Origin of the sequence: Haloarcula amylolytica JCM 13557, assembly GCF_000336615.1 — an archaeon.
Taxonomy (GTDB): Archaea; Halobacteriota; Halobacteria; order Halobacteriales; family Haloarculaceae; genus Haloarcula; species Haloarcula amylolytica.
Window position 1 is genome coordinate 21,657 of sequence record NZ_AOLW01000035.1, and the last position, 13,352, is coordinate 35,008.

The window sequence follows — 13,352 nt, forward strand, 5'->3', positions numbered from 1 at the left end:
GCATATCTCCGGGGCTACCCGAGTTCGTTGTAAGCAGGCTCTACTATGAACGAAGTCCAATTGGAAGTGGCGAAAGCGTACCCGAACGACTCGGGGCGCGGTATCGCCAGACTCGATCCCGACACGTTGTTGCACCTCAAGCTCTCTCCCGGCGATATCATCGAGATTGAAGGGAGCGACACGACCGCGGCCAAGGTGTGGCGGGCCGACCGGCAGGACTGGAACACCGACACCGTCCGCATCGACGGCTTCACGCGCCAGAACGCCGACGTGGGCATCGGCGAGCGCGTCACCATCCGGAAGGCCGAGGCCGAGAAGGCCGACAAGCTCGTCCTCGCGCCGCCCGAGGAGGCCTCGGTCCAGTTCGGCTCCGACGCCGCCGGCATGGTCAAACGGCAGATTTTGAAACGGCCGGTCGTCGAGCGCGACATCGTCCCGGTGATGTCCTCGACGAACCACCCGTTCATGCGCTCGCCGGGCCAGGCCATCCCGCTCATCGCGGTCGAGACTGAGCCCGAGGGCGTCTGTCTCATCACCGAAGATACCGAAGTGGAACTCCGCGAGGAGCCGATCTCCGGCTTCGAGAAGACTGGCGGCGGCATCACCTACGAGGACATCGGCGGCCTCCAGAACGAGATCCAGCGGGTGCGAGAGATGGTCGAGCTGCCGATGAAACACCCCCAGATCTTCAAGAAGCTCGGCATCGAGCCGCCACAGGGGGTGTTGCTCCACGGGCCGCCCGGCACCGGGAAGACGCTGCTTGCGAAGGCTGTCGCCAACGAAACCTCTGCCAGTTTCTTCTCTATCGCCGGTCCCGAGATCATCTCGAAGTACTACGGCGAGTCCGAACAGCAGTTACGCGAGATATTCGAGGACGCGAGCGAGGAATCGCCCTCGATCATCTTCATCGACGAGCTGGACTCCATCGCGCCCAAGCGCGAGGACGTGACCGGCGAGGTCGAGCGCCGGGTCGTCGCCCAGCTGCTGACGATGATGGACGGCCTCGAATCGCGGGGCCAGGTCATCGTCATCGCCGCGACGAACCGCGTCGACAGCGTGGACCCGGCGCTGCGCCGCCCGGGCCGCTTCGACCGCGAGATCGAGATCGGCGTGCCGGACGAAGTGGGTCGCGAGGAGATCCTCCAGATCCACACCCGCGGCATGCCGCTGTCCGACGACGTGAACCTCGCCAAGCTGGCGACGGACACGCACGGCTTCGTCGGGGCCGACATCGAGAGCCTGACCAAGGAGGCCGCGATGAAGGCGCTCCGGCGCTACCTCCCCGAGATCGACTTAGACGAGGAGGACATCCCGCCGAGTCTCATCGACCGGATGATAATCAAACGGGACGACTTCAAGGGCGCACTCAACGAGGTGAGTCCGTCGGCGATGCGGGAGGTGCTGGTCGAACTCCCGAAGATGTCCTGGGACAACGTCGGCGGCCTCAGCGGCCCCAAAGAGCAGGTCCAGGAGGCCGTCGAGTGGCCGATGAACTCCCCGGAGAAGTTCGAGCGCATGGGCGTGACGCCGCCGTCGGGAGTGTTGCTGTACGGCCCGCCCGGAACCGGGAAGACGCTCATGGCGAAAGCCGTCGCCAACGAGACCGACGCCAACTTCATCTCGGTCCGTGGCCCGCAACTGCTGAGCAAGTGGGTCGGCGAGAGCGAGAAGGCCATCCGGCAGACGTTCCGGAAGGCCCGGCAGGTCGCCCCGACCATCATCTTCTTCGACGAACTCGACTCGCTCGCACCGGGTCGGGGCGGCGAGATGGGGTCGAACGTCTCCGAACGCGTCGTCAATCAGCTCCTGACTGAACTCGACGGACTGGAGGAGATGGAGGACGTGATGGTCATCGGCGCGACCAACCGGCCGGACATGATCGACCCGGCGCTGATCCGCTCGGGCCGGTTCGACCGGCTGGTGATGATCGGCGAGCCCGACGTCGAGGGCCGCGAGCAGATCCTGAAGATCCACACGGACGACACGCCGCTGTCGCCCGACGTGAGCCTGCGCGAACTGGCCGAAGTCAGCGACGGGTTCGTCGGCTCGGACCTCGAATCCATCGCCCGCGAAGCCGCCATTGAGGCTCTCCGCGAGGACGACGACGCGGAGGAAGTCGAGATGCGCCACTTCCGACAGGCGATGGACAGCGTGCGCCCGACCATCACCGACGACATCCGCGAGTACTACGAGCAGATGGAAGAGGAGTTCAGAGGCGGGTCCAGCCCGCAGCGGCAGGCCGGAACCGGCGGCCGGATCGGCTTCCAGTAACACCCCGTCGCTCTCAGTTCCTGTTTCTCGCTGCGGTTCGAACGCGCTTTACGGTTTCGACAGTCCCGATCAGCGATGCCCCTGCCGCCGGCCGCACAACACCCGTGGATAATTATTAGATAAACTATACAACCGGTGTTTGTTTCTCCTTTCGAAGCCCCCTTTCGGGTCCCAAGTGTATAGGGGATGATGTCGAACACTAACCGCGTTTACAGGCTAGCAAAGCGGCCCGAAGGGACCCCCGACCACGATACGTTCGAGCTTTCCGAGGAAGAGATCCCGGAACCGGGGCCTGGCGAGGTGCTCATCAAGACGTTGTACCTCTCTGTGGACCCGTATATGCGCGACCGGATGCGTGACAGCGAATCGTACGAGGAGCCGTGGGACGTGGGCGACGCGCTCAAGGGTGCCGTCGTCGGTGAGGTCGTCGAATCCAACGGTGCGCGGTTTGACGAGGGCGACGTCGTCACCGGCGAGCTAGAGTGGGCGGAGTACGCCACGGCACCCGGACCGGTACTGACAGAGGTCAATCCGGAACTCGCACCGATCTCGACGGCACTCGGCGTTCTGGGGATGCCGGGTCTGACAGCGTACTTCGGCACCCGAGACGTGGCACAGCCCTCGGCCGGCGACACGTTCGTCGTCACCGGGGCTGCCGGGGCCGTCGGCTCCGTGGCGGGTCAGCTCGCCAAGCTGCAGGGCGCACGCGTCGTCGGCTTCGCCGGCTCCGACGAGAAGGTCTCGTTCCTCGAAGACGAGCTGGGCTTCGACGAGGGGATCAACTACAAGACGACCGACGATTATCGGGCCGCGCTGGACGAGGCCGCGCCGGACGGCGTCGACGCCTACTTCGACAACGTCGGCGGACCGATTACCGACGCGGTGTTCACGCGACTCAACACCGACGCGCGCGTCGCCGTCTGCGGACAGATCTCGCTGTACAACAGCGAGGAAGTCCCGATGGGGCCGCGCAAGCTGACCCAGGTCATCCAGTCCCGGGCGACCGTCGAAGGGCTTCTCGTCTCCGACTTCGAGCCGCGGTTCGAGGAAGCGACGAAGCAGCTCGGTCAGTGGGTCGCCTCGGGTGACATCTCCTACCGAGAAACCGTCACCGAAGGCATCGAGAACGCGCCCGACGCGTTCCTCGGGCTGTTCGAGGGCGAGAACATCGGCAAGCAGCTCGTGCAGGTCGCCGAGCGATAGAAAAAGCGAGTATCCGGTTATAGTTCGCCGAGCTTACGGAGGAGTTGGCCGCGGTACTCCTCGTCGGCCTGGACGCCTTTCAGTTCGAGGACGTTGCGCTCTAGCTTGTCGAGCGCGACGTTGAACGCGGTTTCAGCGCCGTAGCCTTCGCCGGAGCCGGCCGCCTGGCCCTTGTTGGTCCGCAGGCGGATCTGACACTGGATGAGCGGCGTGCCACGGAGTTTCTCCTTGTGCTCGTGGAACCGGACGTGGGCGTGCTGGACCTGCATCGCCCCGTACTTGTCCGCGACCGCCTCGATGTCGGCCCGGATGTCCGCACGGGAGATGGTGTCCAGCAGTTTGATGTTCGTAATCTGAACGTCCATGTGTTCCTCCTCGGTGTAGGTCAGCGCGCGGAGCACGTCGGTTTTCGTGAGGATGCCGGCGACGTGGGTGTCATCGTCTTCCGGCGTGACGACGAGCCCGGCGAAGTCGTTTTCGAGCATCCGCGCGACGGCGTCCTCGACGGAGTCGCCGAGCTTCGCCGTCTCTACCGGACTGCTCATCACGTCGTAGACGGGCATGTCGAGCACGCGCTCGATCTCGCCGGAGCGGTCGCCCCGCGTCGTCTTGTTCATGTCCCGGACGACGACGTCGACGATGTCGTGGCGCGTGACCATTCCGGTCAGGCCGTCGTCGTCACCGAGCACCGGCAGCCGGGAGATGCCGTGTTTCCGGAGGAGATTCACGACTTGCCCGACGTTGGTGTCTTCGGACACCGTGATGACATCTCGCGTGTAGATGTCCTCGACGCTCAGCGCGTCGAGGTTGTCGAGAACCGCGTCGAGGATATCGTCTTCGGTGACGATACCCCAGAGCTCGTCCGCCTCGAACACCGGCGCGAGCTTGACTCCACCCTCGACCAAGACGCGCGCGACCTCGCGCACGTCGTCGGTGCGCTCGACTTTCGGTGCCGAGCGCGTCATCGCCCCCGCTTTCGCGTTGTCCTCGACGTGGGACTGGACCAGCTGTTTCTGCGTGATAACGCCAGCGTAGTCACCGTCTTCCGTGACGATAATGCCCTTAGGGTTCTCGCGTTCGAAGATAGACCGGACTTTCCCCAGGCGCTTGTTGGCGTCAACCTCGACAAACTCTCTGGTGGCGATATCAGCAATATCCATCGTTCTTCACAGTTCGTAGATTCGACGTGTGGGGTTATCAAGGTTGGTTTAGTCCCCGGAAACCGAGAGACGAACTAAGCTTTAGGCCCTTGGGTCTAAGGTCAGTGTATGCTGTCCGACATCGGCGTCTTCGGTCCCTACACCTATCTGGCCACAGAGGTGGTCTGGGGGAGTATTGCCCTCGTGCTGCTCTGGCGTGCGAACGCCCTCCGGATGGCGGCCAAGACCATCGTCGTGCTCTATCCGATTGCCTACGTCTGGGACTGGTACACCCTCACCGTCGGTGTCTTCGCGATCAAACTCCGGACCGGTGTCGACCTGCTCGGGATTCCCATCGAAGAGCACATCTTCATGATCGTGGTTCCCGCACTCATTCTCGGCATCCACGAGAACCTCCACGGTCTTTCGTCCGGGTCAAACGCCGAATAGTCAGTAATCGAATACTGGTTTCAGTTGTTAACTACTCCTGCGTTAGCGTTACAACTGGAAGTAGACCCCCTCCCACAGGAAATGGTGATTTCGTGCGTATCAGGGTCTGAAGACACAATCTGTCCTATGCAGACATCTCTCACAGTACCTATATGTGTCAGCCGGGAGTGCTGTCTGATAGCTATGAGTGATACTATCCCGACACCTCACATCGAGCTGTACGTTCGGTCGATGCTGCCCGACGGCGCACACGAACGACAGGAGGCGGTCATCGACCGTCTCCAGACGCTCGACGAGAACGACCACATCGACGGGTTCAACGTCATCGTTTGGGGCAAGCAGATCGCACCCCAGTCGGCCGCCGCACGGACGGAGGAAGGCACGTACATCCTGAACCGCGTCGCCGAGTTCAAGCAGTGGGCGCTGACCAACAACGTCTCGCTGGACTCCTTCTATCAGGACACGACCGTTGACTCAGAAGTGGCGGAATCGGCGTACGACACCATGGCGCTACCAGTCATGGGGCTGGCTGAGTACGACGGCAACGAACTCGTCCACGTCGCACCCTGTACGAAAGGCGATGTCGTCCACACGATTATGGACCGGCTCGAACGCCTCGAAGCGGGCCAGCCACCCGCCCTCGATCAGGAGCGCGGCGGCGTGAGCGTCGTCTAACGAGGGATCGGTTACGAGGACCGGACCGTTTCGATATACGACGTGAACTCGTCTGTCGCCGACAGCACTTCGAGCACTTCGTCCGGGTCTCCGGCCAGTTCGTACCCAGGCCGTCCTTTCCCCGTCGGTGACTCCGTCTGTTCGGTTCGTAACAGCCCCTTGTCGGCGAGTTGGCCCAGCGCCGAGATGACCTTCTGGCGCTCGACGCCGCCGAACGGCTGTCGGTCGATATCTGCGAGATGCGCCTTCGCCGTCTGGGTCACATGATAGGAGTGGGCCGGCGTTTCGCCAACCGTTTCGAGTTCTGCAACCGCCAGTAGCACGAATTGTTCGAACGCATCCGCCGACTGGACCTGATCTCTCATATAGATGACTCTAAACCGGTTGGGGCAAGAAACTATGGGACGACTCTGTCAGTCCGGTGGTCTCATCCCGACTCTGTTGAAACACACATCCGTCGGAATCACTTACTCGACGATAGTAGAGACAGACGACGAACGCGACTCGCTACGCTCGTCGGTTACGTCGTCAGAAATGGGTTCGGGCGGATTGTGAACCAGAGAAAGACTCACTTCGTTCGCCTTTCAGGGTTCAAATCCGCACTCACGCGTAGATTCGTCGCTCGCGGTTTGCTTGCGACAGAAGTAGTGGGTTCGGGCGGATTTGAACCGCCGGCCTCCTCCATGTCAAGGAGGTGTCATAACCGACCTAGACCACGAACCCTCACTGCGTGGTACACCACATTGTTTCCGGTGGGTGTAATTGAAGGTTTCGGATTCCGTATCGCCACGTTGTCTGTTGATTGCCCACACAGATACGGCAGCGAGTCGGGGTCCCGATAGGCTTAAGTCAATGTACGGATTTGTACATTACAACACGAAAAAGTCCATTGGTGAATACAATGAAAGAGTACATCGAACGCGTCACTGACGGTGACGACCTGACACAGGACGAGGCCCGAGCCGTTGCGACGACTGTCTTCGAGGATGCGACAGAGGCACAGATCGGTGCGCTCCTGACGGCACTGCGGGCGAAGGGGGAGACGGAGGCCGAGATCGCCGGCTTCGCCGAGGGGATGCGTGACGCCGCACGGACCATTCGACCGGACCGGGAGGGGCTTGTCGACACCTGTGGGACCGGTGGCGACGACTACAACACGATTAACGTCTCGACGACGAGCGCCATCGTCGCGGCCGGTGCTGGCGTCCCCATCGCCAAACACGGTAACTACTCTGTTTCTTCATCTTCGGGGAGCGCCGACGTGCTCGAAGAGGTCGGCGTCGACATCGAGGCCGAACCGCCGGCCGTCGAGGAGACTATCGAACGAGACGGCATCGGCTTCATGCTCGCGCCCGTGTTCCACCCGGCGATGAAAGCCGTCATCGGCCCGCGTCAGGAACTCGGAATGCGGACCGTCTTCAACATCCTCGGCCCGCTGACGAACCCCGCCGACGCGGACGCGCAGGTGCTGGGCGTCTACGACCCGGACCTCGTGCCCGTGATGGCGGAGGCGCTGGCCCGACTGGACGTCGAGCGGGCGCTGGTCGTCCACGGCGACGGCCTCGACGAGATCGCTATCCACGGCGAGACGGCTGTCGCGGAGGTCACCGGCGACCGGATCGAGGAGTACACCATCACTCCGGAGGATATGGGTCTGGAAACACGCGACATCGAGGCTATCTCCGGGGGATCGCCCGAGGAGAACGCCGCCGACCTCCGTGGCATCGTCACTGGCGACGTGACCGGTGCAAAGCGGGACATCATCCTCGCAAACGCCGGCGCGGCCATCTACGTCGCCGGCGTCGCCGACACGCACGAGGAGGGGGTCGAGCACGCTCGGCAGGCCATCGAGTCGGGCGCGGCGGCCGACAAACTCGACGACCTGATCGGTGCATGACGCGCGTGAAGATCTGTGGCGTGACGGACAGTACGGACCGCGACGCCGTCGTTGCGGCCGGCGCTGACGCGGTCGGCGTCATCCACGGCGTCCCGGTCGACACACCGCGGGAAGTCGACGAGGAGACGGCCGAGACGCTCGCCGGGGGCGTCCCGCCGTTCGTGACGAGCGTGCTGGTGACGATGCCAACAACGGTCCAAGAGGCCGTCAGGCGCATCGACAGGATCGAACCCGACGCGGTGCAGGTCCACGACGGGCTCTCACCGGCCGAACTCGGGGCTCTCGATAGCAGAATCACCCAGAACATCGTGGCTGTGGTCGAGGCAGACGCGCCAGCCATCGAGGACTACGCTGCCCACGCCGACGCCCTGCTCGTCGATTCGGTCGACGCCGACGGCGGCGGTGGCACGGGCGAGACACACGACTGGGAGCGCACGCGCGACCTCGTCGACTCGCTTGACGTCCCCGTCGTGCTGGCCGGCGGATTGACTCCCGAGAACGTGGCCGAGGCTGTCGAAGCGGTCGACCCGTTCGCCGTCGACGTGGCGAGCGGCGTCGAGTCCTCGGGCGGCACGAAAGACCACGACGCCGTCGAGCGGTTCGTCCGGAACGCCACGCGAGCGTCGGAGGGTACGGTATGACCCTCGACATCTCCCGCGAGGAGTTCGTCGAACACGCCAAGGCCGACCGCCCGGTCGTCGTCAGGGCGGCCGCGGAACTGGACGTGGACGTGGAACCGTTGACCGCGTACGCGGCGCTGACCGGCCGCACGAGCGACGTGGCCGCAAACGACTACACGTTCCTGCTCGAAAGCGCCGAGAAGGTCGCCTCCAGCGACCCCGACGGCGCGTTCGCGCCGGAGACCGACGACCGCCACGCCCGCTTCTCTTTCGTCGGCTACGACCCGCGCGCCGTCGTCACTGTGACCGGCGACGACAGCGAGGTCGAGGCGTTCGACGACCGCTACGCCGACCTCGTGACGACCGACGGCGGCGACGTGGTCGACGACCTCCGGGCGGCGATGCCCGACGTGGCGTTGCGGAACTTCCCGGATATGGACCGGCAGCACCTCGAAGGCGGCCTCGTCGGCTTCCTCTCGTACGACGCAGTCTACGACCTCTGGCTCGACGAAGTCGGGCTGGACCGGCCCGACTCGCGGTTCCCGGACGCCCAGTTCGTCCTCACGACGTCGACGGTCCGCTTCGACCACGTCGAGGACACTGTCTCGCTCGTGTTCACACCCGTTGTCAGGCAGGGCGAGGACGCCGGTGACCGCTACGACGAACTGGTCGCCGAGGCCGAGCGCGTCGAGGGCGTCCTCTCGAACTTGTCGCCGCTTTCGACTGGCGGCTTCCGCCGTGCGGACGAAGTCGCCGGCCCCAGAGACGAGTACGAGGACGCCGTCGAGCGCGCCAAGGAGTACGTCCTCTCGGGCGACATCTACCAGGGCGTCATCTCGCGGACCCGCGAGCTGTACGGCGAGGTCGACCCGCTCGGGTTCTACGAGGCGCTCCGGGCGGTGAACCCGTCGCCGTACATGTATCTGCTCGGCTACGACGACCTGACTATCGTCGGCGCGAGCCCGGAGACGCTCGTTTCCGTCGCCGGCGACCACGTCGTCTCGAACCCCATCGCGGGGACGTGCCCGCGCGGGAACTCCCCCGTCGAGGACCGCCGCCTCGCCGGCGAGATGCTCGCCGACGGCAAGGAGCGGGCCGAGCACACGATGCTCGTCGACCTCGCGCGCAACGACGTGCGCCGCGTCTCCGAGGCCGGCAGCGTCCGCGTCCCGGAGTTCATGAACGTGCTCAAGTACAGCCACGTCCAGCATATCGAGTCGACGGTGACGGGGCGACTGGCCGAAGACAAGGACGCCTTCGACGCCGCCCGCGCGACGTTCCCAGCGGGAACGCTCTCGGGCGCGCCGAAGATTCGCGCGATGGAGATTATCGACGAACTGGAGCGCTCGCCGCGTGGCCCCTACGGCGGCGGCGTCGGCTACTTCGACTGGGACGGCGACACCGACTTCGCCATCGTGATCCGTTCAGCGACGGTCGAGGACGAGGGCGACCGGGACCGCATCACGGTCCAGGCCGGGGCCGGCATCGTCGCGGATTCGGACCCGGAAAGCGAGTACGTCGAAACCGAGCAGAAGATGGACGGCGTATTGACAGCGCTGGACGAAATCAAAGGCCAGCCGGTCGACACGACTGGGAGTGCTGACGACGCCGAGGCTGCGAGCGGAGCCGACGGCCCCGAGGAGGTGTCCCGATGAGCGCATCTCAACCCGCAGGCCAAGCCGCCGTCAGGGACGACCTCCGCGTGCTGTTCGTGGACAACTTCGACTCATTTACGTACAACCTCGTCGAGTACGTCTCCGAACACGCCGAGACTGAAGTCGTCCGGAACACGGCATCGCTCGAAGACGTCGAGGCGTTCGACCCCGACGCAATCATCCTCTCGCCGGGTCCGGGCCACCCGAAGAACGAGCGGGACGTCGGCGTCACGCTGGAGGTCCTCCGGGCGGTCAGCCCCGACGTGCCGACGCTGGGCGTCTGTCTCGGCCTCGAATCGGCGGTGTACGCCTACGGCGGTACCATCGGCCGCGCGCCGGAGCCGATTCACGGGAAAGCGTTCCCCATCGACCACGACGAGCAGGGCGTCTTCGAGGGACTGGAACAGGGGTTCCAGGGCGGGCGCTATCACTCGCTCATTGCAGAGGACGTTCCCGAGGAGTTCGTCGTCAGCGCGACGACGGAGACCGAGGACGGCACGGAACTGGTGATGGGCGTCCGCCACCGCGAGCACCCCATCGAAGCTGTTCAGTTCCATCCGGAGTCAGTCCTGACCGCGGTCGGCCACGACGTGATCCGGAACTTCCTCGCCGGACTCTAGATCACCTGGAAGCCGAGCATTCCGAGTATCCAGAGGACTGCGACGGCGATGATAGCGATGATGATGAGCCGCCACGCCACCTTCATCACGAGCCGACCGACCAGTAGCACCACGGCGATAGCCAGCAAGCCGACGAGTATCGCCGGCGGTGAGGGAAGCGATCCGAGCTGGAGGAGTGGCAACATAGTATAGAGAGGAATGCCCACGGGGAAATACTTCGTGGCCACTGCGCCAAAGATTCAAACAGCCAGCTATGCTAGCTACCCGCATGAGCGTAGCCGGACTGTGTGAAATCTGTGAGCGCCCCGACGTGGACCACACCTGCGATAGATGCGGGCGACTCGTCTGTGACCGCCACTGGGACGAGGACATCGGGATGTGCGTCGAGTGCGGTGCGGAGGTCGGCCAGCCGAGCGACCGGACATCGCCGGAGGATATGCCTGACGGCGTGGACACGTACCGGTTTTGATTAGCGGAACTGATTCAGTCGCTGTTTGAGCTGTTTTGCGGACTGTCCGGCGGCCTTGAAGAACGCGTCGCCGGAGTCGTCCCGCCGCGTGTCGGCATCCTCGCCGGCGAAGATGATGCCCCGCGAGGAGTTGACGAGGCCGACGCCGTCGGCGAGACCGTGCTCGACGGCGGCCTCGGCGTCGCCACCCTGTGCGCCGACGCCGGGGACGAGAAACGGGATGTCCGGGACCAGTTCGCGGATGTCTTCGAGTTCGTCGGGGTTGGTCGCACCGACGACGAGGCCGACGTTCCCGTTCCCGTTCCAGAGGTCCGCGAGGTGGACCACGCGCTCATAGAGCTTCTCGCCGGAGGCCAGTTCGAGGTCCTGGAGGTCCTCGCCGCCGGGGTTGGACGTACGCCCCAGCACGAACACGCCCTTGTCCGCGCGCTGGAGAAACGGCTCAAGCGAGTCGCGACCGAGGAACGGGTTGACCGTGATGGCGTCGGCCGCAGGCCCCTCCTCGTCGTCGAGAATCCGGGCGTACTGCCGCGCCGTGTTGCCGATATCGCCCCGCTTGGCGTCCAGCAGCACGGGCACGTCCTTTCCGTGTGCGTAGGCGATGGTCTCTTCGAGGACGCGCCAGCCGTCGGCGTCCTCGTAGAAGGCGGCGTTGGGCTTGTAGCAGGCGGCGTGGTCGTGGGTCGCGTCGATAATTCGCCGGTTGAACTGCCAGCGCGGGAGGTCGGCGTCCAGCACGCTGTCGGGCAGGCGGTCGGGGTCCGGGTCGAGGCCGACCGACACCACGCTGTCGGCGGTCGCGATGCGGTCCGCGAGACGGTCGAAGAAGTGCATAGATACCGCGGCGGCTGGCAGCGATACAAGCGTTTCCTTCTCGCGTCGTGTCCCGCTTCGGCGGAATCAGATCTGATATTTTCTCCCCTGTCTATTTTACACCGCAGGTAGAAGCGCGCTCATGGACCGTTTCATGGATGTCGGCCATGTGGCCGAGACCCTCCCAGACCTGAGCGAAGCCCTGGACGACCCGCGGCTGCGGCAGTTCGGACTCGTCGGCGGTGTCCTGCTCGTGGCCGTCGGCGCGCTTTTGTCGCTCGCGCCCGCGTCCGGTCAGTGGCTGTTCTGGTCGTACGCTGTCGCGGCAACGCTGGTGTTTATCGGCGTTCCGCTGTTGTGTCTCGGCCTCGCCGCTCCCGACCCGGAGCCCGGGTCGCTGTTCCATCTCGGCATCGAACTAACGACGACACAGCGCCGGGCCGTCGCGCTGGGCTCGCTCTGTATCACGGCGACACCGATTGTCATCGCCGTCGGAACGCCGCTCGGCCTCCCGACGCTGGTGCTTGCTATCGCTGCCGCGACAGCGGTACTCGGCTCCGTGCTCGTCCTCACTGGCTTCGTCGCATGGACATCTGCGGCTATTGCCGAGCCGAGCCGCCACTGATTGCAGATATTTCGGCCGCAGTCCAATCGTCTCCTTCGGTCGAAAAACCCGTCTTACTCCGAGAGGGACTGCTCCAGCACGTCGACCGCGGCTTTCACCGCTGCGCCGCTGTGAACGACAACTGTCGTCCCGTCGACGGTGAGATCATCGCGCTCCGGCACGGTTGCGGGCTCTCGCTCCAGGACCAACCGAGCCGTCGCCGACGTTACCTCGACGACTGCCACTTCGGCGTCGTCGGCCGTCACGCGGTAGGCGAAGGCCCCGTCCGGCGTCGGGTCCACGTCCCTGTCGGCATCGACGACAGAAACGCCTGAGAGCGGCCCGCGTTGGAGGCCGGTCAGCTCCGAGGCGAGTAACTGTCCGATCCGTCGGCCGTCAGCGATCCTGTCTTTGACCATTAGAGCTCCTCCCGAACGTCCGCAGCGATGGCTTCGACGTCGACACCCTCACTCCGCGCGTACACCACGGCCGCGGCCTCGAGCGTGACACCGATGTCGGACTGGAGCGCGTTGATGCCGGCGACAGCGGTCTGTTTCTCGATGCCGGCCTCGACGACCGCGTCGAGCACCCGCTCGAACGTCGACCGCGACTGTAGGATTTCCTCACCCGGCGTGAACCCGTCCGGAATCGCGGTGTGTGTCGCGTCGAAAGCGACGACGAGGTCGTCCTCGTCCCGTTCGACCAGCCCCTCGCTCGCGGCCACGTCCACCAGCGTCTTGGCCTGGTCGGGCGAGAACCAGTTCCGGTCCAGCGAGAGCGCGACGACGAACTCGCTTTCCGCCATCCGGTCGGTTCCACGCTGGCGGAACGGCGCGGCGACGGCCGTCTTCAGACTCATCGTCAGAGCAACCGGTCGGCGCGGGGGTAACGATTACGATGGCGAGTCGGCATCGAACGGTTCAAGTAGCCGCTGGG

The 13,352-nt window shown here is 64.6% G+C and carries 16 protein-coding genes and 1 tRNA gene; 10 read left to right on the forward strand and 7 right to left on the reverse strand.

Annotation, left to right across the window (positions count from 1 at the left end; genetic code table 11):
- Positions 1–45 precede the first annotated feature (45 nt).
- Both C442_RS14075 and C442_RS14080 read left to right on the forward strand, forming a co-directional pair.
- The gene (locus C442_RS14075; protein ID WP_008311543.1) at positions 46–2,271 is read left to right on the forward strand and encodes a CDC48 family AAA ATPase; all 2,226 of its coding nucleotides are present in this window, start codon (positions 46–48) and stop codon (positions 2,269–2,271) included.
- A 189-nt stretch (positions 2,272–2,460) separates the two neighbouring features.
- Positions 2,461–3,474, forward strand: coding sequence for an NADP-dependent oxidoreductase (locus C442_RS14080; RefSeq protein ID WP_049943038.1), 1,014 nt, complete (start codon positions 2,461–2,463; stop codon positions 3,472–3,474).
- Between the two features lie 17 nt (positions 3,475–3,491).
- Here the strand turns inward: C442_RS14080 and C442_RS14085 are convergent, their stop codons facing one another.
- Complete coding sequence (locus C442_RS14085; protein ID WP_008311546.1) at positions 3,492–4,634, reverse strand: CBS domain-containing protein; 1,143 nt, start codon at positions 4,632–4,634, stop codon at positions 3,492–3,494.
- A 108-nt stretch (positions 4,635–4,742) separates the two neighbouring features.
- On the opposite strand from C442_RS14085, the gene C442_RS14090 reads away from it, so the two are divergent.
- Both C442_RS14090 and C442_RS14095 read left to right on the forward strand, forming a co-directional pair.
- Complete coding sequence (locus C442_RS14090) at positions 4,743–5,063, forward strand: lycopene cyclase domain-containing protein (protein WP_008311548.1); 321 nt, start codon at positions 4,743–4,745, stop codon at positions 5,061–5,063.
- A 183-nt stretch (positions 5,064–5,246) separates the two neighbouring features.
- Positions 5,247–5,738 carry an HTH domain-containing protein gene (locus C442_RS14095; protein ID WP_008311549.1) on the forward strand — a complete coding sequence of 164 codons (492 nt, stop codon included), beginning with the start codon at positions 5,247–5,249 and terminating at the stop codon, positions 5,736–5,738.
- 11 nt (positions 5,739–5,749) lie between these two features.
- On the opposite strand, the gene C442_RS14100 is transcribed toward C442_RS14095, so the two are convergent.
- Together C442_RS14100 and C442_RS14105 are read right to left on the reverse strand one after the other, a co-directional pair.
- The gene (locus C442_RS14100; RefSeq protein WP_008311551.1) at positions 5,750–6,103 is read right to left on the reverse strand and encodes a Cdc6/Cdc18 family protein; all 354 of its coding nucleotides are present in this window, start codon (positions 6,101–6,103) and stop codon (positions 5,750–5,752) included.
- A gap of 283 nt (positions 6,104–6,386) precedes the next feature.
- Positions 6,387–6,461 (reverse strand) — tRNA-Val (locus tag C442_RS14105).
- Positions 6,462–6,639: 178 nt separating this feature from the next.
- On the opposite strand from C442_RS14105, the gene trpD reads away from it, so the two are divergent.
- The 4 genes from trpD to trpG are packed head-to-tail and all read left to right on the forward strand — an operon-like array spanning position 6,640 to position 10,530.
- Positions 6,640–7,635, forward strand: a complete 996-nt coding sequence (gene trpD / locus C442_RS14110; protein WP_008311553.1) for an anthranilate phosphoribosyltransferase — start codon at positions 6,640–6,642, stop codon at positions 7,633–7,635.
- The gene (locus C442_RS14115) at positions 7,632–8,276 is read left to right on the forward strand and encodes a phosphoribosylanthranilate isomerase (RefSeq protein WP_008311555.1); all 645 of its coding nucleotides are present in this window, start codon (positions 7,632–7,634) and stop codon (positions 8,274–8,276) included. Before trpD ends, C442_RS14115 begins: the two co-directional genes overlap by 4 nt.
- Entirely contained in the window at positions 8,273–9,910 is a 1,638-nt protein-coding gene (trpE, locus tag C442_RS14120; RefSeq protein ID WP_008311557.1) for an anthranilate synthase component I, read from the forward strand. Before C442_RS14115 ends, trpE begins: the two co-directional genes overlap by 4 nt.
- Complete coding sequence (trpG, locus tag C442_RS14125; protein ID WP_008311559.1) at positions 9,907–10,530, forward strand: anthranilate synthase component II; 624 nt, start codon at positions 9,907–9,909, stop codon at positions 10,528–10,530. Before trpE ends, trpG begins: the two co-directional genes overlap by 4 nt.
- Here the strand turns inward: trpG and C442_RS14130 are convergent.
- Positions 10,527–10,715, reverse strand: a complete 189-nt coding sequence (locus C442_RS14130; RefSeq protein ID WP_008311561.1) for a hypothetical protein — start codon at positions 10,713–10,715, stop codon at positions 10,527–10,529. The two genes, trpG and C442_RS14130, sit on opposite strands and share 4 nt — an antisense overlap.
- An 83-nt stretch (positions 10,716–10,798) precedes the next feature.
- Between C442_RS14130 and C442_RS14135 the strand changes: the two genes are divergently transcribed.
- Positions 10,799–10,999, forward strand: coding sequence for a hypothetical protein (locus C442_RS14135; protein WP_008311563.1), 201 nt, complete (start codon positions 10,799–10,801; stop codon positions 10,997–10,999).
- Here the strand turns inward: C442_RS14135 and pyrF are convergent, their stop codons facing one another.
- On the reverse strand, positions 11,000–11,833 hold the full coding sequence (gene pyrF, locus C442_RS14140) for an orotidine-5'-phosphate decarboxylase (RefSeq protein WP_008311564.1): 834 nt from the start codon (positions 11,831–11,833) through the stop codon (positions 11,000–11,002).
- 121 nt (positions 11,834–11,954) lie between these two features.
- Between pyrF and C442_RS14145 the strand changes: the two genes are divergently transcribed.
- Positions 11,955–12,437, forward strand: coding sequence for a hypothetical protein (locus C442_RS14145; protein WP_049943000.1), 483 nt, complete (start codon positions 11,955–11,957; stop codon positions 12,435–12,437).
- Between the two features lie 53 nt (positions 12,438–12,490).
- Here C442_RS14145 and C442_RS14150 read toward each other — a convergent pair whose 3' ends face one another.
- On the reverse strand, positions 12,491–12,835 hold the full coding sequence (locus tag C442_RS14150; RefSeq protein WP_008311568.1) for a hypothetical protein: 345 nt from the start codon (positions 12,833–12,835) through the stop codon (positions 12,491–12,493).
- The gene (locus C442_RS14155; RefSeq protein WP_008311569.1) at positions 12,835–13,275 is read right to left on the reverse strand and encodes a DUF2240 family protein; all 441 of its coding nucleotides are present in this window, start codon (positions 13,273–13,275) and stop codon (positions 12,835–12,837) included. The genes C442_RS14150 and C442_RS14155 overlap by 1 nt, the downstream gene beginning before the upstream one ends.
- Between the last annotated feature and the right edge of the window lie 77 nt (positions 13,276–13,352).

Bases quoted from the DNA above. Each gene is read 5' to 3' on its own strand.
- C442_RS14075 (WP_008311543.1), top strand. From the start codon at position 46: ATGAACGAAGTCCAATTGGAAGTGGCGAAAGCGTACCCGAACGACTCG.
- C442_RS14080 (WP_049943038.1), top strand. From the start codon at position 2,461: ATGTCGAACACTAACCGCGTTTACAGGCTAGCAAAGCGGCCCGAAGGG.
- C442_RS14085 (WP_008311546.1), bottom strand. From the start codon at position 4,634: ATGGATATTGCTGATATCGCCACCAGAGAGTTTGTCGAGGTTGACGCC.
- C442_RS14090 (WP_008311548.1), top strand. From the start codon at position 4,743: ATGCTGTCCGACATCGGCGTCTTCGGTCCCTACACCTATCTGGCCACA.
- C442_RS14095 (WP_008311549.1), top strand. From the start codon at position 5,247: ATGAGTGATACTATCCCGACACCTCACATCGAGCTGTACGTTCGGTCG.
- C442_RS14100 (WP_008311551.1), bottom strand. From the start codon at position 6,103: ATGAGAGATCAGGTCCAGTCGGCGGATGCGTTCGAACAATTCGTGCTA.
- trpD (WP_008311553.1), top strand. From the start codon at position 6,640: ATGAAAGAGTACATCGAACGCGTCACTGACGGTGACGACCTGACACAG.
- C442_RS14115 (WP_008311555.1), top strand. From the start codon at position 7,632: ATGACGCGCGTGAAGATCTGTGGCGTGACGGACAGTACGGACCGCGAC.
- trpE (WP_008311557.1), top strand. From the start codon at position 8,273: ATGACCCTCGACATCTCCCGCGAGGAGTTCGTCGAACACGCCAAGGCC.
- trpG (WP_008311559.1), top strand. From the start codon at position 9,907: ATGAGCGCATCTCAACCCGCAGGCCAAGCCGCCGTCAGGGACGACCTC.
- C442_RS14130 (WP_008311561.1), bottom strand. From the start codon at position 10,715: ATGTTGCCACTCCTCCAGCTCGGATCGCTTCCCTCACCGCCGGCGATA.
- C442_RS14135 (WP_008311563.1), top strand. From the start codon at position 10,799: ATGAGCGTAGCCGGACTGTGTGAAATCTGTGAGCGCCCCGACGTGGAC.
- pyrF (WP_008311564.1), bottom strand. From the start codon at position 11,833: ATGCACTTCTTCGACCGTCTCGCGGACCGCATCGCGACCGCCGACAGC.
- C442_RS14145 (WP_049943000.1), top strand. From the start codon at position 11,955: ATGGACCGTTTCATGGATGTCGGCCATGTGGCCGAGACCCTCCCAGAC.
- C442_RS14150 (WP_008311568.1), bottom strand. From the start codon at position 12,835: ATGGTCAAAGACAGGATCGCTGACGGCCGACGGATCGGACAGTTACTC.
- C442_RS14155 (WP_008311569.1), bottom strand. From the start codon at position 13,275: ATGAGTCTGAAGACGGCCGTCGCCGCGCCGTTCCGCCAGCGTGGAACC.